The sequence below is a fragment of the Dyadobacter sp. BE31 genome, assembly GCF_031457695.1.
Taxonomy (GTDB): domain Bacteria; phylum Bacteroidota; class Bacteroidia; order Cytophagales; family Spirosomataceae; genus Dyadobacter.
The window spans coordinates 426,750-446,671 of sequence record NZ_JAVDXA010000003.1 but is presented as its reverse complement, the minus strand read 5'-3'; the positions used below and the strand labels follow the sequence as shown (position 1 = coordinate 446,671).

General features: G+C 51.6%; 16 protein-coding genes. 5 read left to right on the top strand and 11 right to left on the bottom strand.

The genetic code is table 11. The features are described 5' to 3' along the window. Positions 1 to 9 precede the first annotated feature (9 nt). The 9 genes from J2Y43_RS17560 to J2Y43_RS17520 form a co-directional block, all read right to left on the bottom strand. On the bottom strand, positions 10 to 261 hold the full coding sequence (locus J2Y43_RS17560) for a hypothetical protein (protein ID WP_309985035.1): 252 nt from the start codon (positions 259 to 261) through the stop codon (positions 10 to 12). Positions 262 to 369: 108 nt separating this feature from the next. Beyond that, the gene (locus J2Y43_RS17555; protein WP_309985034.1) at positions 370 to 585 is read right to left on the bottom strand and encodes a hypothetical protein; all 216 of its coding nucleotides are present in this window, start codon (positions 583 to 585) and stop codon (positions 370 to 372) included. 180 nt (positions 586 to 765) lie between these two features. Further along, positions 766 to 1,719 carry an alpha/beta hydrolase gene (locus J2Y43_RS17550; RefSeq protein WP_309985032.1) on the bottom strand — a complete coding sequence of 318 codons (954 nt, stop codon included), beginning with the start codon at positions 1,717 to 1,719 and terminating at the stop codon, positions 766 to 768. 157 nt (positions 1,720 to 1,876) lie between these two features. Continuing rightward, entirely contained in the window at positions 1,877 to 3,136 is a 1,260-nt protein-coding gene (locus J2Y43_RS17545; RefSeq protein ID WP_309985030.1) for a hypothetical protein, read from the bottom strand. A gap of 19 nt (positions 3,137 to 3,155) precedes the next feature. Then, a complete protein-coding gene (locus tag J2Y43_RS17540) occupies positions 3,156 to 3,416 on the bottom strand; it encodes a hypothetical protein (RefSeq protein ID WP_309985027.1) in 261 nt (86 codons plus the stop codon). Positions 3,417 to 3,536: 120 nt separating this feature from the next. Then, positions 3,537 to 4,979, bottom strand: a complete 1,443-nt coding sequence (locus tag J2Y43_RS17535) for a SusD/RagB family nutrient-binding outer membrane lipoprotein (RefSeq protein ID WP_309985024.1) — start codon at positions 4,977 to 4,979, stop codon at positions 3,537 to 3,539. Between the two features lie 21 nt (positions 4,980 to 5,000). Beyond that, positions 5,001 to 8,264, bottom strand: a complete 3,264-nt coding sequence (locus J2Y43_RS17530) for a SusC/RagA family TonB-linked outer membrane protein (protein ID WP_309985022.1) — start codon at positions 8,262 to 8,264, stop codon at positions 5,001 to 5,003. 98 nt (positions 8,265 to 8,362) lie between these two features. Then, entirely contained in the window at positions 8,363 to 10,069 is a 1,707-nt protein-coding gene (locus J2Y43_RS17525; protein WP_309985020.1) for a PAS domain-containing protein, read from the bottom strand. Between the two features lie 54 nt (positions 10,070 to 10,123). Then, positions 10,124 to 10,504 carry a response regulator gene (locus J2Y43_RS17520; protein ID WP_309985017.1) on the bottom strand — a complete coding sequence of 127 codons (381 nt, stop codon included), beginning with the start codon at positions 10,502 to 10,504 and terminating at the stop codon, positions 10,124 to 10,126. A 129-nt stretch (positions 10,505 to 10,633) separates the two neighbouring features. Here J2Y43_RS17520 and J2Y43_RS17515 point away from each other — a divergent pair, with 129 nt between their 5' ends. Next, positions 10,634 to 10,864: a DUF4287 domain-containing protein gene (locus J2Y43_RS17515; RefSeq protein WP_309985015.1), complete on the top strand. Its 231-nt coding sequence runs from the start codon at positions 10,634 to 10,636 to the stop codon at positions 10,862 to 10,864. Between the two features lie 10 nt (positions 10,865 to 10,874). Here the strand turns inward: J2Y43_RS17515 and J2Y43_RS17510 are convergent, their stop codons facing one another. Beyond that, entirely contained in the window at positions 10,875 to 11,720 is an 846-nt protein-coding gene (locus tag J2Y43_RS17510; RefSeq protein WP_309985013.1) for a neutral zinc metallopeptidase, read from the bottom strand. A 305-nt stretch (positions 11,721 to 12,025) separates the two neighbouring features. Here J2Y43_RS17510 and J2Y43_RS17505 point away from each other — a divergent pair, with 305 nt between their 5' ends. From J2Y43_RS17505 to J2Y43_RS17495, 3 genes are all read left to right on the top strand, one after another. Next, positions 12,026 to 12,253, top strand: a complete 228-nt coding sequence (locus J2Y43_RS17505; RefSeq protein ID WP_309985011.1) for a hypothetical protein — start codon at positions 12,026 to 12,028, stop codon at positions 12,251 to 12,253. Between the two features lie 351 nt (positions 12,254 to 12,604). Beyond that, positions 12,605 to 15,829, top strand: coding sequence for a DUF1553 domain-containing protein (locus tag J2Y43_RS17500; protein WP_309985009.1), 3,225 nt, complete (start codon positions 12,605 to 12,607; stop codon positions 15,827 to 15,829). 2 nt (positions 15,830 to 15,831) lie between these two features. Continuing rightward, positions 15,832 to 17,346 carry a DUF1501 domain-containing protein gene (locus J2Y43_RS17495; protein WP_309985007.1) on the top strand — a complete coding sequence of 505 codons (1,515 nt, stop codon included), beginning with the start codon at positions 15,832 to 15,834 and terminating at the stop codon, positions 17,344 to 17,346. Between the two features lie 431 nt (positions 17,347 to 17,777). Here J2Y43_RS17495 and J2Y43_RS17490 read toward each other — a convergent pair whose 3' ends face one another. After that, complete coding sequence (locus tag J2Y43_RS17490; protein WP_309985005.1) at positions 17,778 to 18,464, bottom strand: hypothetical protein; 687 nt, start codon at positions 18,462 to 18,464, stop codon at positions 17,778 to 17,780. Between the two features lie 178 nt (positions 18,465 to 18,642). On the opposite strand from J2Y43_RS17490, the gene J2Y43_RS17485 reads away from it, so the two are divergent. Further along, positions 18,643 to 19,821, top strand: a complete 1,179-nt coding sequence (locus tag J2Y43_RS17485) for an alpha/beta hydrolase-fold protein (RefSeq protein ID WP_309985003.1) — start codon at positions 18,643 to 18,645, stop codon at positions 19,819 to 19,821. The last annotated feature ends 101 nt before the right edge of the window (positions 19,822 to 19,922 follow it).

Below are 19,922 nucleotides of genomic sequence, written 5' to 3'. Positions count from 1 at the left end.
AAAAACTCATCATATTCCTTCCAGTACAATCATTCTCCGCTCGTGAATGGCATTCCTGTAATTCTTGATTCTCAATTCGATCTCCCGAACGTCCTCACTACATAATCCCGGTTTCACTTTCTCGATTTCCAGCTCAGTAATGTGTTTTTTGGCTTCATATTCGTAATAAGCCAGACGCCCATGCGCACTCAATAATTTCCAGGCAATGAATGTAAGATACCCGAAAACGGGCGCACAAACGGAGATAACTCCTTTGAACACGAATTCTGGAAGTTGAAGAAATAGTGTGGAATAAAAGGAGGCAACCGCAGTAACAGTATTGTTAGCTTTATTGACCGGGCTCCTTTTCCTGCTCTTCTGTAATTGCATTTATTTCCAAAAATCTAACATTTCTTTGTCAAAATCTTTGGGGGGATGTTTTCTGAATGTGATCGTCTTGCCATTCTCAGGATTATAGAATGTAACTTCATCCTTGAAAAATATGGAGAAGGCCTTGACAACTGAATATACCCCCCAGCTACCTGTTCCAATCAGCACGGCCCAGGAAAAATAATTGGTCAACTCTTCATAATTTATCGGGCCCATAAAAATGTCGTTTAGTTGATTAATTACCTTTGTTTCAACCAAATGTATTGCTCCGTTTCCCGATTTCAAAGCAAATAAAATACCGTTTATCCTGCGGGGACCTAAGTAGCTGTTTATAAGCAAAAGTGCCGCCCGGAAAATGTCCGAACGGCACCTACTTCGAAAGTGATGTAATAGCTTTTACTGTGCCAGAAAATCAACCGCTTCCTGCACGAACCGACCGGCGTACTGGCAGAATGCGGCATGGCCCGCGTCGGGGTATACCACCAGATTCGCGTTAGGGATACTCTGCGAGGCATAAATGGCATTGATCACCGGCACGGGTACATCATTTTTACCTTGCACATACAGCACCGGCTGCTGAATGGCTTTCAGCTCATTCAATGCATTGGGAGCAGGCTTCGCCCAGGCTAGTACCGCCGTCAGCTGCGCGCCACCGGCTTGTTGGCTCAAAGGTTGGTCACGATCGGTTTTCCGTTGCTGAATGCGCTGGTAAGATGCTTTCCCCGCGGTCAGGCTTGCTTCCGATTGGGTGAATCCGAACCTCAGGAAGGTTTCTTCGGGGGTAAGGTTGGCAGTCGATGCGATGATGTTCGGCAGATTTGCAAGCCCTTCGCTTCCCTTCGGCCCGGTGCCCGTCAGAATGGCTTTATGGACCAACGCCGGTTCGGTGAACAGGATTTGCTGGGTAATGAAGCCCCCCATCGAAAAACCCATCAAATTTACTTTTGTAAGGCCCATTGCCTTTATAAACCCAACGGCGTCGGTCGCCATTTCCGCAATCGTAGCAGGCACCTGTCCCGTGGAACTTCCTACGCCCCGGTTGTCGAACAATATCACTTTATATTTCTGCGCCAGCCCATTGGTAATGGCCGGATCCCAGTCGTCCATTGAGCTGCCGAGCGACGCCAGCAATACCAGCGGAATACCCGCCTGGTCGCCCAAAATACGATAGGCATATTTCACGCCTCCCGCTTCCACAAATTGCGTTTTAGCTGTCAGATGGTAATCCACCGGTACCGGTACCGGTTGGTTGCCAGAGGCCTCATCATTGTTGCAGGAAATAAGCCCGAATGCGAGTAAAGCGGAAAAAAGTACAGATTTAAAGGAAACACCCGTGTTGATTTTCATCATTTTATTTGTTTGGTATGTGAATGATTGACGGGTCAAAAGTAGGTTCACATACCAGCACGGGAAATCGGGATCACGCCCAAATCGGCCAAACTGCGCTTGAAATAGACAAGGCAGCATTTTAAATACCAAAAGCCGGAAAACGCTTCCGGCTTTCCTTTTAACGGGAGGTATACGGCCCGTGAATGGATTTGACTTTGAGCTGCTCGTCCCGGTCGTCCAGCACAAAAACGCGGTAACTACCTCCCCCATTTACCACCCGCACAACCACATGGCCGCTGTCGCTTTTCAAACGGTTCAGCAGCTCGCCGATCACCAGCTTATTGGCTTCCAGCATATCGGTCGCAAATACGTCCCGCTCGCCCTGGTAAATTCGTTGCGAGTAAATGCGGTCGAGCACATCGTGCCCGGGGTGGTCCGACGACCAGACCGGTATTACCAACACGCGGGGCCGCAATGCGCCCAACAGGAAATCGTTTTGCGAATCCCGGTTACCATGGTGGTCAAGAATATGAACATCCACAGGGCCCACGGCTTTCGCTACCGGCGTCTCTACATCATGCCAGGCAGGGACGGCCGGTTGCAAAACGCCCGGCGTATCGCCTCCTGTAAAGTAATCGAACTTCCCGTAGCTGACCCGGGTGGCAATGCTGCACATATTTTCACTCGGATATTGCTCAGGTTTCAGGTCTTTCAATTCGGGAAAATACTTCCGGGTGGTTGTGCCCACGCCTGTCCAGATTTCACCGTTGGCCGAAATATTCCGTACCTCAAACAGATTTTTGTATTTCTGAGGATCATGCAGCAACACGATCTGGTCGTTTCTACCCGGAACGCTTACCTCTACACGCAACCCTCTGTTCTTCACCTGCCATTCCAGGAACGCCCGGTAATTTCGTACCATGGTATCCGTCGATGGTTGCGGATAGGAATAATCGGGCCAGCCGCGGTCGATGATCTTTTTCACCGGCACAAACTCGGCCACCTCAGTAATGCCCGCCAAAGCATATTTGCCCTGCTCCGACCGTTTGGAAACCGATGTAGGCGTTCCCATATGGTCATCATGAAAATGGGTCATCAGCGCATAATCCACTACCGGCGCTTTGGAAACCTTCCGGATATACCGTGCGATCCATTCACCGGGCTGACGCCCGGCATTGGGTCTGGCCTTCGTGTTACGCGGGCTTTGCGTGCGCGCCTCCGTAGGATCGAGCGCACCTGCGTCGACCAGAAACGTGGTCCCGTCGGGCAGGATCATGAACGTCGCATTACCCATACCGGTGTTGATATGGTGAATATCCATTTCGCCCTCCTGCCAGGCAGGCAGCGGCTGGCCGACCGTTTGCGCGGAAGCGACGGGTGCATTGAAGCCCAGCCAAAGAATGGCCAGGCCTGTTTTTACAATAGTGGTGTATCTCATTCAGCTTACTGAAAAGGGGTTAATCTTGTACCTCCAAAGCATGTAATTTATCAAATTCCCGGATCGTTTTCCTGATTTGCTTACGGTGCACGCCGCTGTACTGGATTTGCAGCGCACTGGCCTTCTCAGGTTCCAGATTTTTCAATTTCCAGTACTTCGGGTGCGTTAGCCCGATGGGCGGCCTAAACTCCTCTTCCTTCGGATCTTTAATCAAAACATCGACCTGGATACTTACTTTCGAGAGGTCGTCGGCTAGTACGCCCTCTACTTTTACTTTCACGGCTCTTCCGGTTTCTAAAACAAATATTTTTTCGTGCGTCATCTCACATCCAAACTTAATTCGGCGCCAAAGGTAAGGAGCCGAATCAAGATAGAGGATGCTTTAACAAAATCTTAATTTTCAGTGGACGTCCCACCAGTTCTTCACCGCCTGAGTATCACCGCCTATCCGCTTGGCAGCGCTCTCACTGTTTTGTGCATTGCTGGCGCGTGTGTTGCTGGGGTATTTCAACCGTTTGGGCACATCGGTAACGTCCGGATCGAGGCTACCCGACGCTGGCGGGATAAACAGCGCGGTGCCATCGGGCTTTTTCGGATCCAGCCGCAGGCGTTCCAGCCACGATTGCAGCCCCTGCATATACATAGCGATCCATTTCTGCGTACCGATCACATTTTTCCAGGCGCCCGCCGTATAGGGTACTGCTCTCAGGTAAGCCTCCACCGCTTTCGCGTCGGTGATACCCCATTGCGCCATCGATGCCTTCACTGCCTCATTGTACAGTGTTTCAGGTGTGTCGCTCCCCACATTCATTCCGCGCGCCGCAGCCTCCGCTTTGATAAATGCTACTTCCGCAAAAGTGATCAAATAACCCTTCGCCGAGCCGCTGTAAGCGATCACGCCCGGCTTCGAAAGACCGATCATCGTCGGCGAATTGGCTTCGGTACCATACACTTTGCCGATGTACTTGCCATTGGTCTCGTCAGGACGTGCAAAAACCGGCAAACGCGGGTCATTCACCGATTGCAGGTATTCCACCAGCGTAGATGTAACTGCGAATTCCACCAGCGGGCGCTCCACATCATTATAGGGAAAGCGGTTGGTCGTAGTAGCCACATTGTATGGAAAAAACACATCCTGGGCAGTGCCGGTCAGCGTATTCTTGGCAGCATCCTCAATAACCGACTTCGCTTCCGCCGGCGCGGCATCGGCCATACGCATGGCAATGCGCATCCGTAATGCATTCGCGATCCTGATCCACTGCTGCGCGTCGCCCTTAGCAATAATATCACCGCGTATCACACCGGAAGAGGTTCCGGAAAGCACATCGATCTGCGTTTTCAGAGAGCCGAGTAACGCAGTATACACATCTTTTCCCTGATCGAACACCGGCTGTGGAATATTCTCGCCCTGCAATGCCTGCGTGTAAGGAATATCGATATACACATCGGTCAGTACATGAAAAATCCAGGCTTTCAGGATTTCAGCCACAGCCAGGGTATGTGCGCTTTTTTCGGCGGGATGACGGTCGTAATAGTTGCTGATCTCTTTCAAATCCATTAGCGGGCCGGCATAAAGCCCTGCCCAGAGGCCGTCATTGGTGAACAGGAAACGCCCGTCGGAAGTCTTGTCGGTCCCCATCCAGTACTGCGAAAGCTCCATCCCGATCCGCCCGTTGAAATAGGAATCGTACATCAGGTCGCTCGCACGCTTTTCGGCATTGGAAAGCAGAAATTCCGGTTGAGTCTCACTCGACCGCGCCGGGTCGGTATTCAGCGATTCGAAGTTGTCGCACCCAGTGAAACCCATCAGGATAGCGATCAATAGTAATATCTTGTTTTTCATATCAATCGATTTAAAACCGGGTCAGAAAGTAACATTCAGGTTCACGCCGTAGCTGCGTACGGCCGGCAATGCACCGCCTTCAAAACCGATCTGGTTGCTGATGGAATTGGTAATGTTGGCCGGGTCGACGTTCGGCGCATTGCTTTTGATCAGCCAGAGGTTGCGTCCGGTGAGCGTCACGCGCAATGCCTGCATACGGATTTTTTGCGCCCAGCTGTCGGGCAGGTACCAGCCCAGCCGCACCTCACGCAGGTAAATGTAGCTGCCGTCGTAGAGATTGGCCTTGCTGATGCGGTTACCGCCATCGGCATTGAAATGCGTCCGCGCAGCTACCACGATATCGTTAGGCGAGCCATCCGCCTTTACGCCCGGGTTCACCAGGCCGTTTTCGCGGATACCATTCTCTGCTGTTTCTTTCAGCATGCCCGATTTGTTTCCGTACAAGTTGGTATAGGAAAAGAAATCACCCCCCTTTTGAAAATCCACCAATGCCGAGAGATAAAAATTCTTGTAGCTCAGCATATTTGAAAGGCCGCCAATAAAATCCGGATTGGCGTCCCCGATGATCACCGGCGTGGGCGTCACATTGTAAGTCCCGTTGTCGGCCACGGTTTTGTTGCCTTTGGAATCGTACACGTAATCCGTGCCCAGCATGGTGCCGAGCGACATTCCTTTCTGCGCTACCATCGATACCTTGTTCGTACGGCGTTCGGTACCGATAATGAACCGTTCAATGCCCGCAATGTTGTCGCCGGTACTGTTCAGATCAAGCACAATGTTCTTGTTCTTGGAAAAATTAAGCCCTACCCGCCAGCTGAAATTGGTAGTTTGCACAGGTGTAGCGGACAATGTGAGCTCGATACCTTTATTCTGCACCGTTCCGCCATTCACGACTTTGGTAGTAAATCCACTTTCGGAAGGTATCTGCACGTTCCAGATCTGGTTTTTGGTCTTGCGATTGTAATAAGTAAAATTCGCACCGAGGCGGTCATTGAAGAATTTAAAATCCACGCCCGCTTCCGTTTCCGACGACAGCTCCGGTTTCAGCCTGCTATTGAAAAGCTTATCCGAAGTGCTTTGCAAGGGATAAGTATCAAATGGCGCCACGTAATCGTAATACCTTGACACCGAATACGGATCGGCATCGTTACCCACGCGTGCATATGACAGGCGCGCCTTCCCGAGCGTGAGCCATTTGGCACCGGTGATAAGGTCGGAGAAAATGAACGAGCCCGACACCGACGGATAGAAATAGGAATAATTGCCCGTCTGCTTCAAGGTTGAAGCCCAGTCGTTACGGCCGGTCGCCGTGAGGAACAGGTATTTGTTATAACCCAATGTCACCGAACCGAAAACCGAATTGATCTGCTTGTTCCCGTACGCATTGGAAACCGTCGCAGGCGTCACCGAATTTTGCAGTACATACACCATCGGATTTTGCAGCCCGCCGTTGGTAGTTCCGGCGTCGATACTCGATTTGATCCGCAAGATATTGCCCCCGGCCACTGCTTCCAGCGTGAATTTCGAGTCGGCAAAGCTTTTGTTCACGTTCAGTGTTCCCTGGTAATTGTTTTCATTATTAATCACCACCCGTTTGGCATAGGACCCTACAAAAAAGCCTTTCGCACTCCTGACCTCGTCGAGGTGATTGAGGTAGTCGGAGAAAACACGGACGTCGGCTGAGAGCCAGTCGGTGAGCTTGTAAGTAAGGCCTGCATTGCCGAAATACCGGTTATTCTGGTCAGTATTATAGTTTTCATACTGGTTCCAGTAGGGATTCTGGGTAAATGCAGGCTTCTGGATATTCCATGCTGTGCGGTTCCAAGATTGCTCGGTGCCGTCGGCATATTTGTAGTTGCGCAGGTAAGCGTCGTCAATCTGCCGCTGCCCGAACATCACGTAAAACAACATCGGGTTATTGCCGAAGAAACCCGTTCCCGGCCGGCCTTTGGAATGGTCATTCACGTAGTTGATGCCCCCACTGAATGTGAACTTGTCGGTGAATTTATAAACCGTATTCAGGCTGATAAAAAAGCGGCTCAGGTTACTGCCCGGGTAAATGAAGTTCTGCTTGGTCTGCCCGGCCGAAAAGCGGATCGAGCCATTGTCGCCGCTGCTCGCCACCGAGAGGTTATTCGAGAATGTAACGCCGGTTTTGAAAAAATCCTTCGCATTGTCGGGATGTGGGCTCCACGGTGCCGTTTTACCAAAATTCGGGTTATTCCGGTCCTGATCCCACGACCAGTAATGCCGCACCAGCTGCCCCTCCATCTTCGGCCCCCACGATTCGTCGGTACCATAGTCGGGAATGAGGTCGTAGCGGCCTTTGCCGTCGCCATCATCGTAAGTTCCGCCGCCCGGCAGGAAGCCCGACGGGTTCTGATTGACATACAACTTCGTAAAACTCGAACTTCCGCCGCCTCCGTAAAGGTTCTGAAATTTGGGCAGAAGCGAGACCTGGTCGGCCTGGATATTCAGGTCATAATTCAAAGATAGCTTACCGGAGCCCTTGCCTGTTTTAGTGGTAATGTAAATCACTCCGTTCTGCCCTCGACTACCGTAAAGTGCCGTTGCAGCAGCGCCTTTCAGTACCGAAATATTCTCCACATCATTGGGATTGATGAGCTGTGCCGGGTTACCATAATCATAACCGCCGCCGCCTGTCCCCTGCCCGCCCGTAACGCCGTACGAGTTCAGGTTCATGTTCGCCATCGGCACACCGTCGACGATAAACAATGCATTATTGTTACCCGAAATGGATTTCAACCCCCGGATCGTCACCCGCGACGAGCCGCCCATCGAGCCGCTGTTCCCGCCGATCTGCACACCGGCTAATTTCCCCTGTAACGAGTTGATATAATTCACTTCCCGGGCTTCCTGAATGCCGCCGCCGTCGATCTGCTGCACAGCATAACCGACATTCCGCGTGCTGCGCTGCACCCCCAATGCAGTTACCACCACCTCTCCGAGGCTTTTGACATCCGCTTTCAACTTGACAGTCACCTCGGTCGTTCCAGCGGGTACGTTAACGTCCTGGGTCACGTGTCCGATCGAGGACACCGTAAGCACATGGCTGCCGGCAGGCAGCGCGATACTGAAATTCCCATCCGCATCGGTATTCGTACCGCTGTTGGTTCCCTTCACGAGCACGCTCACACCCGGTATACCCGCGTTGGATTCATCTGTCACCTTTCCTTTCACACGTCTTTCCTGCCCGGCTGCTTCATATGAACAAAACAGCACGGCCAGTAAGACCGATAAACAACTTCGTATCGATTGCGCCATACTTGTAAAATTTAAAGATTAAATATTCTTTAAAGGCGAAATCGAAATACGTATACTGATGGGTACTTGACGAAGATGAAGGAAATCGACGACTGGGCTTAAATTGTCGACGAATCGGCAAAACAGGCCTGGTTTTCAGGTATCAGAATATGAAAAGTGGCACCCTGGCCTTCGGAGGAAGTGGCGTAAATGTGTCCATGGTGGTTTTGAAGGATCTTTTTACACATCGCCAGTCCAATACCCGTCCCTTCAAAATCCTTCTTGCCGTGCAGACGCTGAAAAATCTCGAAAATCTGTTCGGCGTAAAGCTGCTCAAAACCGATACCGTTGTCGCTGACCTGCAAATGGTGATAGGCACATCGGGCATCGAGCATCGGGTATGATTTCAATCCCGCTTTATCCAATTTCTCTGCCGAGACAGTGATAACCGGGTCCACCCCGCTTTTGGTGAACTTTAATGCATTGGAAATAAGGTTCCCGAAGAGCTGCGCCATCTGCAACGGGACTGCCTCCACCACAGGAAGCCCCTCGTAGGCGACCGACGCGTGTTTCTGATCAATCAATAATTCGAGGTCGTCCACAATGTTATCGAGTACTACGCCCAGATCGACTTGGGTAACCAGGTCTGAATCCCGGGCCAGTTGCGAGAAAGTAAGCACGTCACGGATCAGCAGCAGCATTCGCGACGATGCGTTTTTAATTTTGTCCAGGTAACTGCGCTGGCGATCGGTCGTACCGCCTAGCTCGGCTTCCAGCAATTGTGTAAATGTGGCCACTTTCCGCACCGGCTCCTGCAAGTCGTGCGAGGCAATATAGGCAAATTGGGCCAGTTCCGCATTGGAACGCTGCAAATGGCGGTTCGCGGCGGCGAGCTCTCGCGTGCGCTCGGCTACGATCTCCTCCATTTTTAATTTCGCAACCACCTGCGGCGTCACATCATGGCAAAGGATCATTACCCCATGTACTTTGCCGTCGTCGTCCCGGTAAGGCTGATACACCAGGTTCAGGAAACCTTCCTTTCTCTCGCCATTTACCAGCACGAAATAGGGATGTTCGCTGAGATGGATCGGCTCGCCCGTTGTTCTAACCTCCTCGAGAACGTTCCTGAAATCGGGCTCGGTTTCCGGGATCACAGAAAAAAGCGGCTTCCCGAGCAGCTCCTCGCGCGAGCGCCCGACGAGCTGCCCGTAGGCATCGTTGACAATCTCCACGATCATATCCTTCCCGATGAGTACGATTATCCCCACCGTAGCCTCGGCCACCAGGTTTTGAAAACGCCGCTCGGATTCTTGCAGCCGGTTGAATATCATCACTTTCTGGGTGGTCTCGGTACAGGTCACAAACACGCCGTTGACCTGTCCGCTATCGTCGTAAACAGGGCTGTAACTGAACGTCCAGTAAATATCTTCGATCCTGCCGTTCCTGAAAAACGGCACCAGTTCGTCTTCAAACCACACCGGCTCTCCGCTTGTCATCACTTTGCTGAGCAGCGGGCCGATAAAGTCCCAGATTTCCGGCCATACCTCCTCGCCTTTCTTCCCCAGCGCCGGATGTTTGCCTTCGGCACCCAGGCTCGGGCGAAACGCGTCATTATAAAAGCAGATCAGATCCTCGCCCCAGAAAAGGAACATCGGAAACGCCGAATGCAGAACAATACCCAGGGTCGTCCGCAAGCTTTGCTGCCACTGCTCCGGCGGACCGATCGGCGTTTGAGACCAGTCGAACGAGCGCGTCAGAGCGCCCATTTCGCCGCCTCCCTGAATAAAATGAAAAAACTGGTTGTCTTTGGGCCTACGTAAATCCATATCGATGAATGAATATGCAGATGCCCCTACTATAATCGCGCCAGGCTTGGCAGGCTATACCAGTACTTCGTCGAGAATCGCCACCAGATCTTCAAAACGGTCCGGTTTTGTAAAAAAATGGCACGCCCCCAGCTGTTTTACCTGCATAGCCGTGGCGGCATTGGAAGAAGTGGACAGAATTATTATCGGAATTTTGCGAAGTTTTTCGTCTTTTTTGATCTCCGCTAAAAACTGCTGCCCGTTCATCAGGGGCATATTAAGGTCCAGAAAGATCAGGTCGGCTTCAAGTTCGCCGCGGTGAATCTGGTTTAATGCCTTCCTGGCGCTGTCCAGTACAGTGCAGCGGACCGGCTTTCGGGTAGTTTCAAGGGCAGTCAGGAATATCTCCTGATCATCTTCATCATCATCGATGAGAAGAATATTCTGATAGAGCATTTAATAAGAAGTGTAAAAAATCTTTGCAAATTATATTACAACAGTACCTAAACCAAGTAAACTTTTGCGGTGAATTTTAATATACCCTATATTTTGCGCCTCTAATTTCTTAAACCAACCGAAAACCATATGTCATTCCAGGGATACCTCAAAACCATCCTCGCCAAAACCGGCAAAGGCCCGGACGATTTCCGGAAGCTGGCCGAGCAAAAAGGCTTCACAGCCGACGGGCAATTAAAAGCCAGCACGAAGGCTGGCGATATTGTTCAATGGCTTAAAACGGATTATGACCTCGGCCAGGGACATGCCATGGCCATTTATGCTTTATTGAAAGGCATTAAAGACGAAAACAGCGACTAACAGGCCCAATTTACCGGATATCCTGGAAACGTCCCTGCGCGAGATCGCCGGTTTCAAAACCTTTCTTGAACCAATACATCCGTTGCTGCGAGGTACCATGCGTGAAAGCGTCGGGCACCACGTAACCCTGTGATTCCTTTTGGAGCTTGTCGTCACCGATGGCATTGGCGGCGGTAAGCGCGGATTCCAGGTCACCGGGTTCGAGGATTTTATTCATCTGGTTGGCGTGGTTAGCCCACACACCTGCGAGGAAATCGGCCTGTAATTCCAGTTTGACCGACAGCTTGTTATAATCGGCCTCGCTCAGCCTGCTGCGCTGTTCCTGTACCTGCTGCGAAATACCCATCAGGTTCTGCACGTGGTGCCCCACCTCGTGCGCCACCACATACGCGACTGCAAATTCACCGGGGGCGTTGAACCGGTCGCGCAACTCGTCGCAAAAGGTAAGATCAATGTAAACTTTATGATCGGCCGGGCAATAGAATGGCCCCATGGCCGAGGAAGCCCCGCCGCAAGCACTTTGTGTGGCATTCGAAAACATCTGCAATACCGGCTTTTCGTACTCGGCATTGTTCTGTGCGTAAATCTGCGTCCAAACATCCTCGGTACTTCCCAACACCGCCGACACAAAATCCGCCGTCTTGTCGTCCGGGCGTGGCCCCGCCTGCCGGGTTTCGGCCTGTTCGGTTTGGGCGCCCTGGATATTCGAAAGTATTTCCTGCGGGTCCTGACCGGTAAGCAGCCCGATAGCAACCACGATGATCACCCCGATGCCTCCCAATGCAACTTTGCCCCCGCCCGACATTCCACGGCGGTCTTCCACGTTGCTGCTTCTGCGTAAATCCTGCCAACGCATGTTGTTGATGTATTTAGGTTTAAAATAGAATTTAATACGGCCTGGGTTTCCGAACCCTGGGCACTCAAATATAGAAATAATGCCAGCCATGAAAAGAGGTGTGCCGCGATAATTTTACACGGGACGCTCTGCTGTACAAGTATTGTCGATAAAGTCTACAATATGCATATTCCGTAAAGGATTTTCTCCATACAATAACTTGTAAAGCCGTTAAATAAGTAATTCCGAAACATTACTCAATAAATTCTTCGTCCGAGAGACGATGTATTTAAATTTAGGCAACTAGAAGTTAATTAAATCGGCCTATGTCTTACACTAAACCTTACTTTGCCGGATTCGAATATCACTCCAAAGAGGTCTGCAAGTTTCTTCAGGCGTACAGCACCTTCACGCTGATGCTGACCAACGGGGCGATCATCCACCACCAGCCAGAACATGCACTGGACTTCAGGCGCTGGCTTGCCCACCACCAGATCGAGGACATTCGCGTGTCCATCCGAAACAACGACCCCGCGGCCGTTGCACAGCAGTAGGCTGTCGGCTGCTGCAAGTACTCAACTACTGACGTTCCTCTTTTTTCTTCTTTACTTATTCTCCTTCTTCACGGCCTTCCGGCCAAATCATTGAAGCCTACCCCAAAGGCTACGCAAACGGAGTATCACATTACGTCAATACGCCACCATCTTATTGAACTAATTCTTCGTATTTTTGCACAAAATCAATAACACTGCACGCAATCAGGGTCACAATTTCAGTCCCTCAAAACCAGGCCGGCACGATCCCTGAACAAAACATCTGCAAAAAAGCGTATAACGACACGGCCGACGGCTTTTGCTATTTTTTCAACCAGGAAGCCGAAAGAGATCAAACGGGTATCATTGAGCATGAAGCATATTAAGTTTTTCATTCTGTGGGTGTTGCTGACCGGGCATTTCTTCTCCTGTTCCCCCAAACTGCCCGAGGATGTAGAGGTTGCAATGAAAGCGCTGCCCGAAAAGCTGGATTACAACCAACACGTAAAACCCGTGCTCTCCGACAAATGCTTTGCCTGCCACGGGCCGGATAAAGCGAAGCAAAAAGGCGGCTTGCGACTGGACATGGCTGAATCCGCATTTCATAAAGTCTCCAAAAATTCGGGACTGGCCGCCATCGATCCCGGCGACCTGGCCGATAGCGAATTTTTCCATCGTATCATCTCCTCCGATCCGGATTACGTCATGCCTACGCCTGAGTCGCACCTGAGCCTCTCCGCGCGTGAGAAAGCGATTCTTATCCGGTGGATCGACGAGGGCGCCGAATACAAGCCGCATTGGGCATTCGTAAAACCCGAAAAGGCAGATATACCTGACACGCAGCACGATGACCGGGCGATTAACCCGATCGACCATTTTGTATTTAAAAAACTGGAAGAGGAAAAACTGCAACCATCGGCCCAAGCCGAGAAAGAAATACTGCTCCGCCGCGTTTCGCTCGACCTTACCGGGCTGCCACCCACGCTGGCAGAAACAGATGCGTTTTTAAAAGACAATTCGGCAAATGCCTACGAAAAGCAAGTCGACAGGCTGCTCGCCTCCCCGCATTATGGCGAAAAAATGGCGGTAGACTGGCTCGATCTGGCGCGTTTTGCCGATTCGCATGGCTACACGGTCGACAGGCTAAGGGATATGTCGCCCTATCGCGACTGGGTGATCAATGCATTCAACAAAAACATGCATTACGACCAGTTCATCCACTGGCAACTGGCCGGCGACCTGATGCCCAACCCTACGAAGGACATGCGCATCGCCACCGCATTCAACCGCAACCACCAGCAGAACATGGAGGGCGGCATTATCGAAGAAGAATTTCAGACCGAATATGTCGTCGACCGCACCAACACCTTCGGCGATGCATTCCTCGGCCTCTCGGTAGGATGCGCCAAGTGCCATGACCATAAGTACGACCCCATTTCGCAGAAAAACTATTACGAGCTGTTCAGCTTCTTCAATAATGTAAAAGAAGCCGGACAAATATCGTGGGACGACGCATTACCCACCCCTACCATGCTGTTGCCGACCGCCGAACAGGAACAAACGCTCCGGTTTATCCAAACCAGGATCAAAACCGAAGAGCGGCAGCTTACAGCCACCCAGCGCCAGGCGGAAACCGGTTTTAAGCAATGGATTAATGACGGAAAATACCGGAACCTGGCGAAAGAGACACTTCCTACGGCCGGTTTGCAAGCCTATTACACTTTTGAAAACGGCTCGCTGCGCAACGCGGTAAATGCCAAAGAAACAGGCGTAATGAAGCGGGAAGCCGGCTCTCCGGGCGGCGACCCGGTATTTGCAGCAAAGTCCGACGGCAAATCGCTACTGCTCGACGGCGATGTGTACCTCGACCTCGGACAGAACGGTGTGTTCCGGAAATCGGAGCCGTTCAGCGTGGGGATTTGGGTAAACATCCCCAAAGAACTGCATGAAGGCGTGATCTTTCACAAAAGCCAGGCGGAACGCCTCTACAACTTCCGTGGCTATCATTTATACCTTAAAAACGACCGCCTCGAACTGAATATGGCGCATACCGCCCCCTCGGACGCGCTCACCAGGGTGAGCAAGCAACCTATTCCGAAAGACCAATGGGTGCAGCTGGCGGTCACTTATGACGGTTCTTCCAAAGCGGCCGGATTCAGGTTGTATATCAATGGGCAGGAAGCCGCGATGGAAACGACCATGGATCAACTGACGAAGGATATCTTGTTTAAATCTTCCGTTCAGCCCGGCTTGCAGATCGGGGCGTGGTGGCGTGGTTTTGGGTTAAAAAATGCACAAGTCGATGACGTGACCGTCTACAATCGCGAGCTCACACCATTTGAAGCGGCGATACTCGCCCGCAAGTCGTCGTGGGCGACCATGGGACCGAAGAATGCCGCGCAGCTATCTTGGTCGGAAACCGCTGCATTGAAAAGCTATTATATTTCTGCCGTCGATCCCGCCACCGCCAAGGCACGCATAGCCTTGCGCGAGGCCCGCACACAACTCTCGGATTCTACCGAACATATCCGCGAGCTAATGGTGATGCAGGAAATGCCGAAACCCAAGCAGGCACACATCCTGCTTCGCGGGAATTATGACGCATTGGGCGAAAAAGTGTTCCCCTCTACGCCAGCCTCGATTTTGGAATACCCTAAAAACTTACCCAAAAACCGTTACGGGCTTGCGCAATGGCTCACACACGCGGATAACCCGCTGACCGCCCGCGTGGCGGTGAACCGCTATTGGCAGAATTTCTTCGGTACCGGACTTGTCAAAACGACCGAGGACTTCGGTAATCAGGGCGAGCTGCCTACGCACCCCGAATTGCTCGACTGGCTGGCTGTTACCTTCCGAGAATCAGACTGGGACGTAAAAAAACTGAATAAACTGATCGTGATGTCGGCCACCTATCGCCAGGACTCCCGCACGAGCAAGGACGTACGCGAGCGCGACCCCGAAAACCGACTGTACGCACGCGGGCCTGCCAACCGTATGTCGGCCGAAATGATCCGCGACAATGCATTGATGGCAAGCGGATTGATGAATGCCAGAATCGGTGGCGCGAGTGTGAAACCTTACCAACCGGAGGGGTTATGGTCGATCAACAACACCACTTACACGCCCGATTCGGGCGATGCGGTATACCGCCGGAGCCTGTACGTGATCGTGAAACGCTCGGTACCGAACCCCACGCTGGCGACATTCGATGCTACTTCGCGGAGCTTCTGTGTGGTTCGCAGGCAAAAAACGAATACGCCATTGCAAGCCCTGGTAACTCTCAACGATCCCACATTTGTGGAAGCCATGCATGTGCTGGGCGAGCAAATGACCCGCATTCCCGACGCACGCCAGTCCATCATAACTGCCTACCGCAAGCTTACGGGCCGCAAACCGCCTGTGAAAGAGGTAGACCTGCTGCTGACATTGCGAAAAGTGGAAGAAGGCAAGTTCCGGAAAGATCCCAAAAAGGCCGTGGGTTGGCTGCGTACCGGCCAGCATATGGCCGATAAAACGCTCGATCCCGCATTGCTTGCCGCCAACAGCGTAGTAGCGAGTACCATTCTCAATTCAGACGCCGCCTTAACCAAAAGATAACCATGCAGCACCACCACGAAGAAGAGTTCCGCATGCATACGCCCGAGTTCAACGAGCTTCACCGGAAACTGGATCGCCGCCGCTTCCTTACCCAAACTTCCCTCGGACTGGGTGCGATGGCCGTAGGGTCGCTTTTCGGGCTCGATAAATTGTATGGCTCGGCATCGCGGCAAGCTGCGATAAGTCAGGGTGACCTTGAATCCGAGATACTCAAAGCATTGCCGCACATCGCGCCCAAAGCTAAACGCGTGGTGTATTTGTTCATGGCCGGCGGGCCATCTCAGTTCGAAACATTTGATTATAAACCCAAACTGATCCGGATGGCAGGCCAAAACCTGCCCGATTCTGTCCGGAAAGGCCAGCGGCTTACGGGAATGAGCGCCAGCCAGAGCGTATTGCCCATGGCTCCGTCTATTTACGGTTTCAACCAGCATGGCAAAACCAACACCTGGGTAAGCGAGCTACTGCCTTATACGGCCAAGGTGGTCGATGACCTTTGCATTGTCAAATCCATTTATTCCGAAGCCATCAACCACGACCCCGCCATTACCTTTTTTCAGACGGGCAACCAGCTTCCTGGCAGGCCGTCTATCGGCTCATGGGTGAGCTATGGGCTCGGTACCGACAACAACAACCTGCCCATTTTCATTGTACTGGTTTCCAAAAATGCCCCGAAAGATCAACCGCTTTACGCGCGCCTGTGGGGCAACGGTTTTCTCGAATCGCGGCACCAGGGCGTGCAGTTCCGTTCGGGCAAGGACCCGGTGCTTTTCCTGAACAATCCGGAAGGTTACGACGGCCACGACCGGAAAGAAATGCTCGATTACCTTTCCAAACTAAACCAGCTTCAAAATGATACTTACGGCGATCCGGAGATCAACAACCGCATTGCACAGTATGAAATGGCCTTCCGCATGCAAACCTCCGTGCCCGATGTGATGGACACCTCCGCCGAGCCCGATGATGTTTTTGAACTCTACGGCCCCGACAGCCGTGACCCGGGCACCTACGCGGCCAACTGCCTGCTCGCGCGTAAGTTGCTGGAAAAGGACGTCAAGTTTGTACAGCTATACCACCAGGGCTGGGACCAGCATGGTGGCCTGCCAAAGGCTATTGCCCAGCAATGCAAAGCCACCGACCAGGCCACCGGCGCATTGATCATGGACCTCAAACGCCGCGGCTTACTCGACGACACGCTCGTGATCTGGGGCGGAGAATTCGGCAGGACCGTTTATTCGCAAGGCAAGCTCAGCGCGACCGATTACGGCCGTGACCATCACCCGCGCTGCTTCACAATGTGGATGGCCGGTGCCGGCGTCAAATCCGGTATCAGCTACGGAGAAACTGACGATTTCAGCTACAATATCATCAAAGACCCCGTACACGTTCACGACTTTCACGCTACCCTACTGCATTTAATGGGCGTCGATCACGAACGGCTCACCTACAAATTCCAGGGCAGGCGCTTCCGGTTAACCGATGTTCACGGCAAACTCGTAAAGGATATTCTGGCGTGAGGCATTGTTTTTCAAATTTACGCCGACTGCGACACCGAGGTAACCTTGCTGGTTTAGCGAAATCCGGTTGATCGGGTTATTTAAGTTTGACCATTACGAACGAGGTTCTTATAAAAAAGCCTTTACCGAAAAAGTCTGTTTTGATTGGATAGACAATTTGAACCGAAACTCAGTCAGGGTCGAAAAATGTGAGTTTAGATGCTTTTCCCCCCACGCACCTGCCGACCATCGATAGTTTGTTTTAAAATTTGTCTCCCAACCTGAGGCTAACTGCGGTTGATCATAGTATTTTTTGTCATAGAACGTTCTGCCGCTTGAAGCGGATAAACCTAAGTCCATACCTCGCTTATGCTGAGCACTTGCAGGCGAATACAAACACGGGGCAAAAATTCCTATCGAAAGTACTAATGCAAATTTCATCTATCAGCTCGTTAGCGTAATCTGAATACGGTAATTGAGGTTTTTGCAAAGAAACCTCTGGACATTAAACCGGTTTTCATTCCGTAATGCACTTTGTTGTGCACACCCACGTCCCTGACCATCGTACGGGCCACATTGCTGTATACTCCGAAACTTACCGCCAACCTTTTCCATTTGGAACCCAAACCAAACGACAAACTCGGCGCCAGCTGTGAATATCCCATTGCATTCCAACGATTGTACGTTTTATTATTGATCTTTTCCTTCGCGACGATCAGCCAGTCGGCATCGGCCTTTGCGTCGAAGAACAAAGAGACCGGCGACTTTGGATTTAAATAATATCTCAGTCCCACTCCCACGGAACCCCAGTAATGTTTCTCGTCCTGCAAAATTGCGGCTCCCGTGTAGCTGCACTCGCAGAGCGTGTTATTCGGAACATCTATTTCGGTATAGCGAAGTTCTCCAATTGCAGCGACGTGGCGATTCAGATATTTTTCTGCCCAAATAGCTCCTCCCCACAAATAATTGGATTTTAGTTTCGCTATTCTTCCTGGTGGCAGATCTGGCTGATCGTAGTATTTTCTATTGTAGTAGCTTCTCCCCGTCGATCCGGAAACACCCAGATTCCAGTTCTTGACAACTTGTGCATTGCCCATAACCGACGGCATCAGCAGACAGAGAAGTAAAAACTTTTTCATTAGTACTAAGTTTGGATGATGAATAAACCTATTTCTCAGGCATATTACATCCATCTCGACCGCCCCACTATATACGATTCTCAACTGGCGCTTTTGAATATGCAATCGGCAAAATCACTCCCTCCGTTGTAGAGTATCCCACCCATTTCCTCGTCTTTCTTTCGAAATGTAACTCCTGATGAAACCCTTGAAACAATACCTCATTATTTCTTCCCTGCTGGCGGCGCCGCTGTTCGCGACAGCCCAGCAAGCGAATGTGAACCTCGACTGGGCTCCACAGAAAAACACCGAACAGCTGGTGCCTTACGGTGGGAATGTCATTTCCCCCGAGGTGAAAGACGATCATACTGTAACATTCCGGCTCAAAGCGCCCGATGCGCAGAAGGTCGAGCTGACGGGCGGGCCGATGCTGCTCGCATTGAAAAGCAAAACCAATATCCCTTTTACAAAAGATGCCGAAGGGCTCTGGACGCTGACGGTGGGGCCGGTAACGCCGAATATCTACGTGTACCGCTTCCTGATCGACGGTGTGGCGGTGGCCGACCCGAACAATACACTTACAGGCGCTTCTAACCAGCCCGGGTACAGCAACCTCGTCGTGCACGGGAGTGGGCCCGCTTATTACGATGCACGCCCTGTGCCGCACGGCAGCGTCACAAGGCATATTTATCATTCCAATGTCCTGAATGGCGAGCGGGAAATGTTGGTGTACACACCGCCTGGCTATGATCCCAGGAAGAAATACCCGGTACTGTACCTGTTGGGCGGCAGCGGAGAGCTGGCTTCGGGCTGGACACTCGACGGACGCGCCGACCTGATTGCGGATAACCTGCTGGCGGAAGGGAAAATCGTGCCGATGATCATTGCCATGCCCAACAACCAGGTCATTCACCGCAATGATCCCAAGCACCTCGAAAAAACCTACAAGTTGTTTGAGGAAGAGCTGCGCAAACAGATTGTACCTTTCGTAGATACGCATTACAGCACTGTGAAAGACCGGAAAGGACGTGCCATTTCCGGACTTTCGATGGGTGGCAGGCATACCGAAGCCGTGGGTTTCAAGGCGATAGATTTGTTCAGTTCTTTCGGCATATTGAGCGCGGGCGACCTGGAACCCGAGAAATTAAACCCCTCATTTTTCAGCGATCCTAAAATCAAGGACAAAGTAGATTACCTGCTGGTGGGATTGGGCAGCGGAGAACTGGATTTTGTAGGAAAAAGATCCGCCGCAACGCATGCCGCTTTGGATAAAGTTGGCGTCAAACACGATTATTTCATCGGCGGCGAAGGCGCACACGATTGGGGTACCTGGCGATTGCTGCTACACGATAAGTTGCTTCCGAATTTGTTTAAATAAGTGAATAGTCCGGTGTAGTCAAGAATAGTCAGGTATAGTCAAGGGTAGCCATTTGTGGTCAGGTGTAGCCATTTGTAGTTATGAGTGGTCATTAGTAGCAA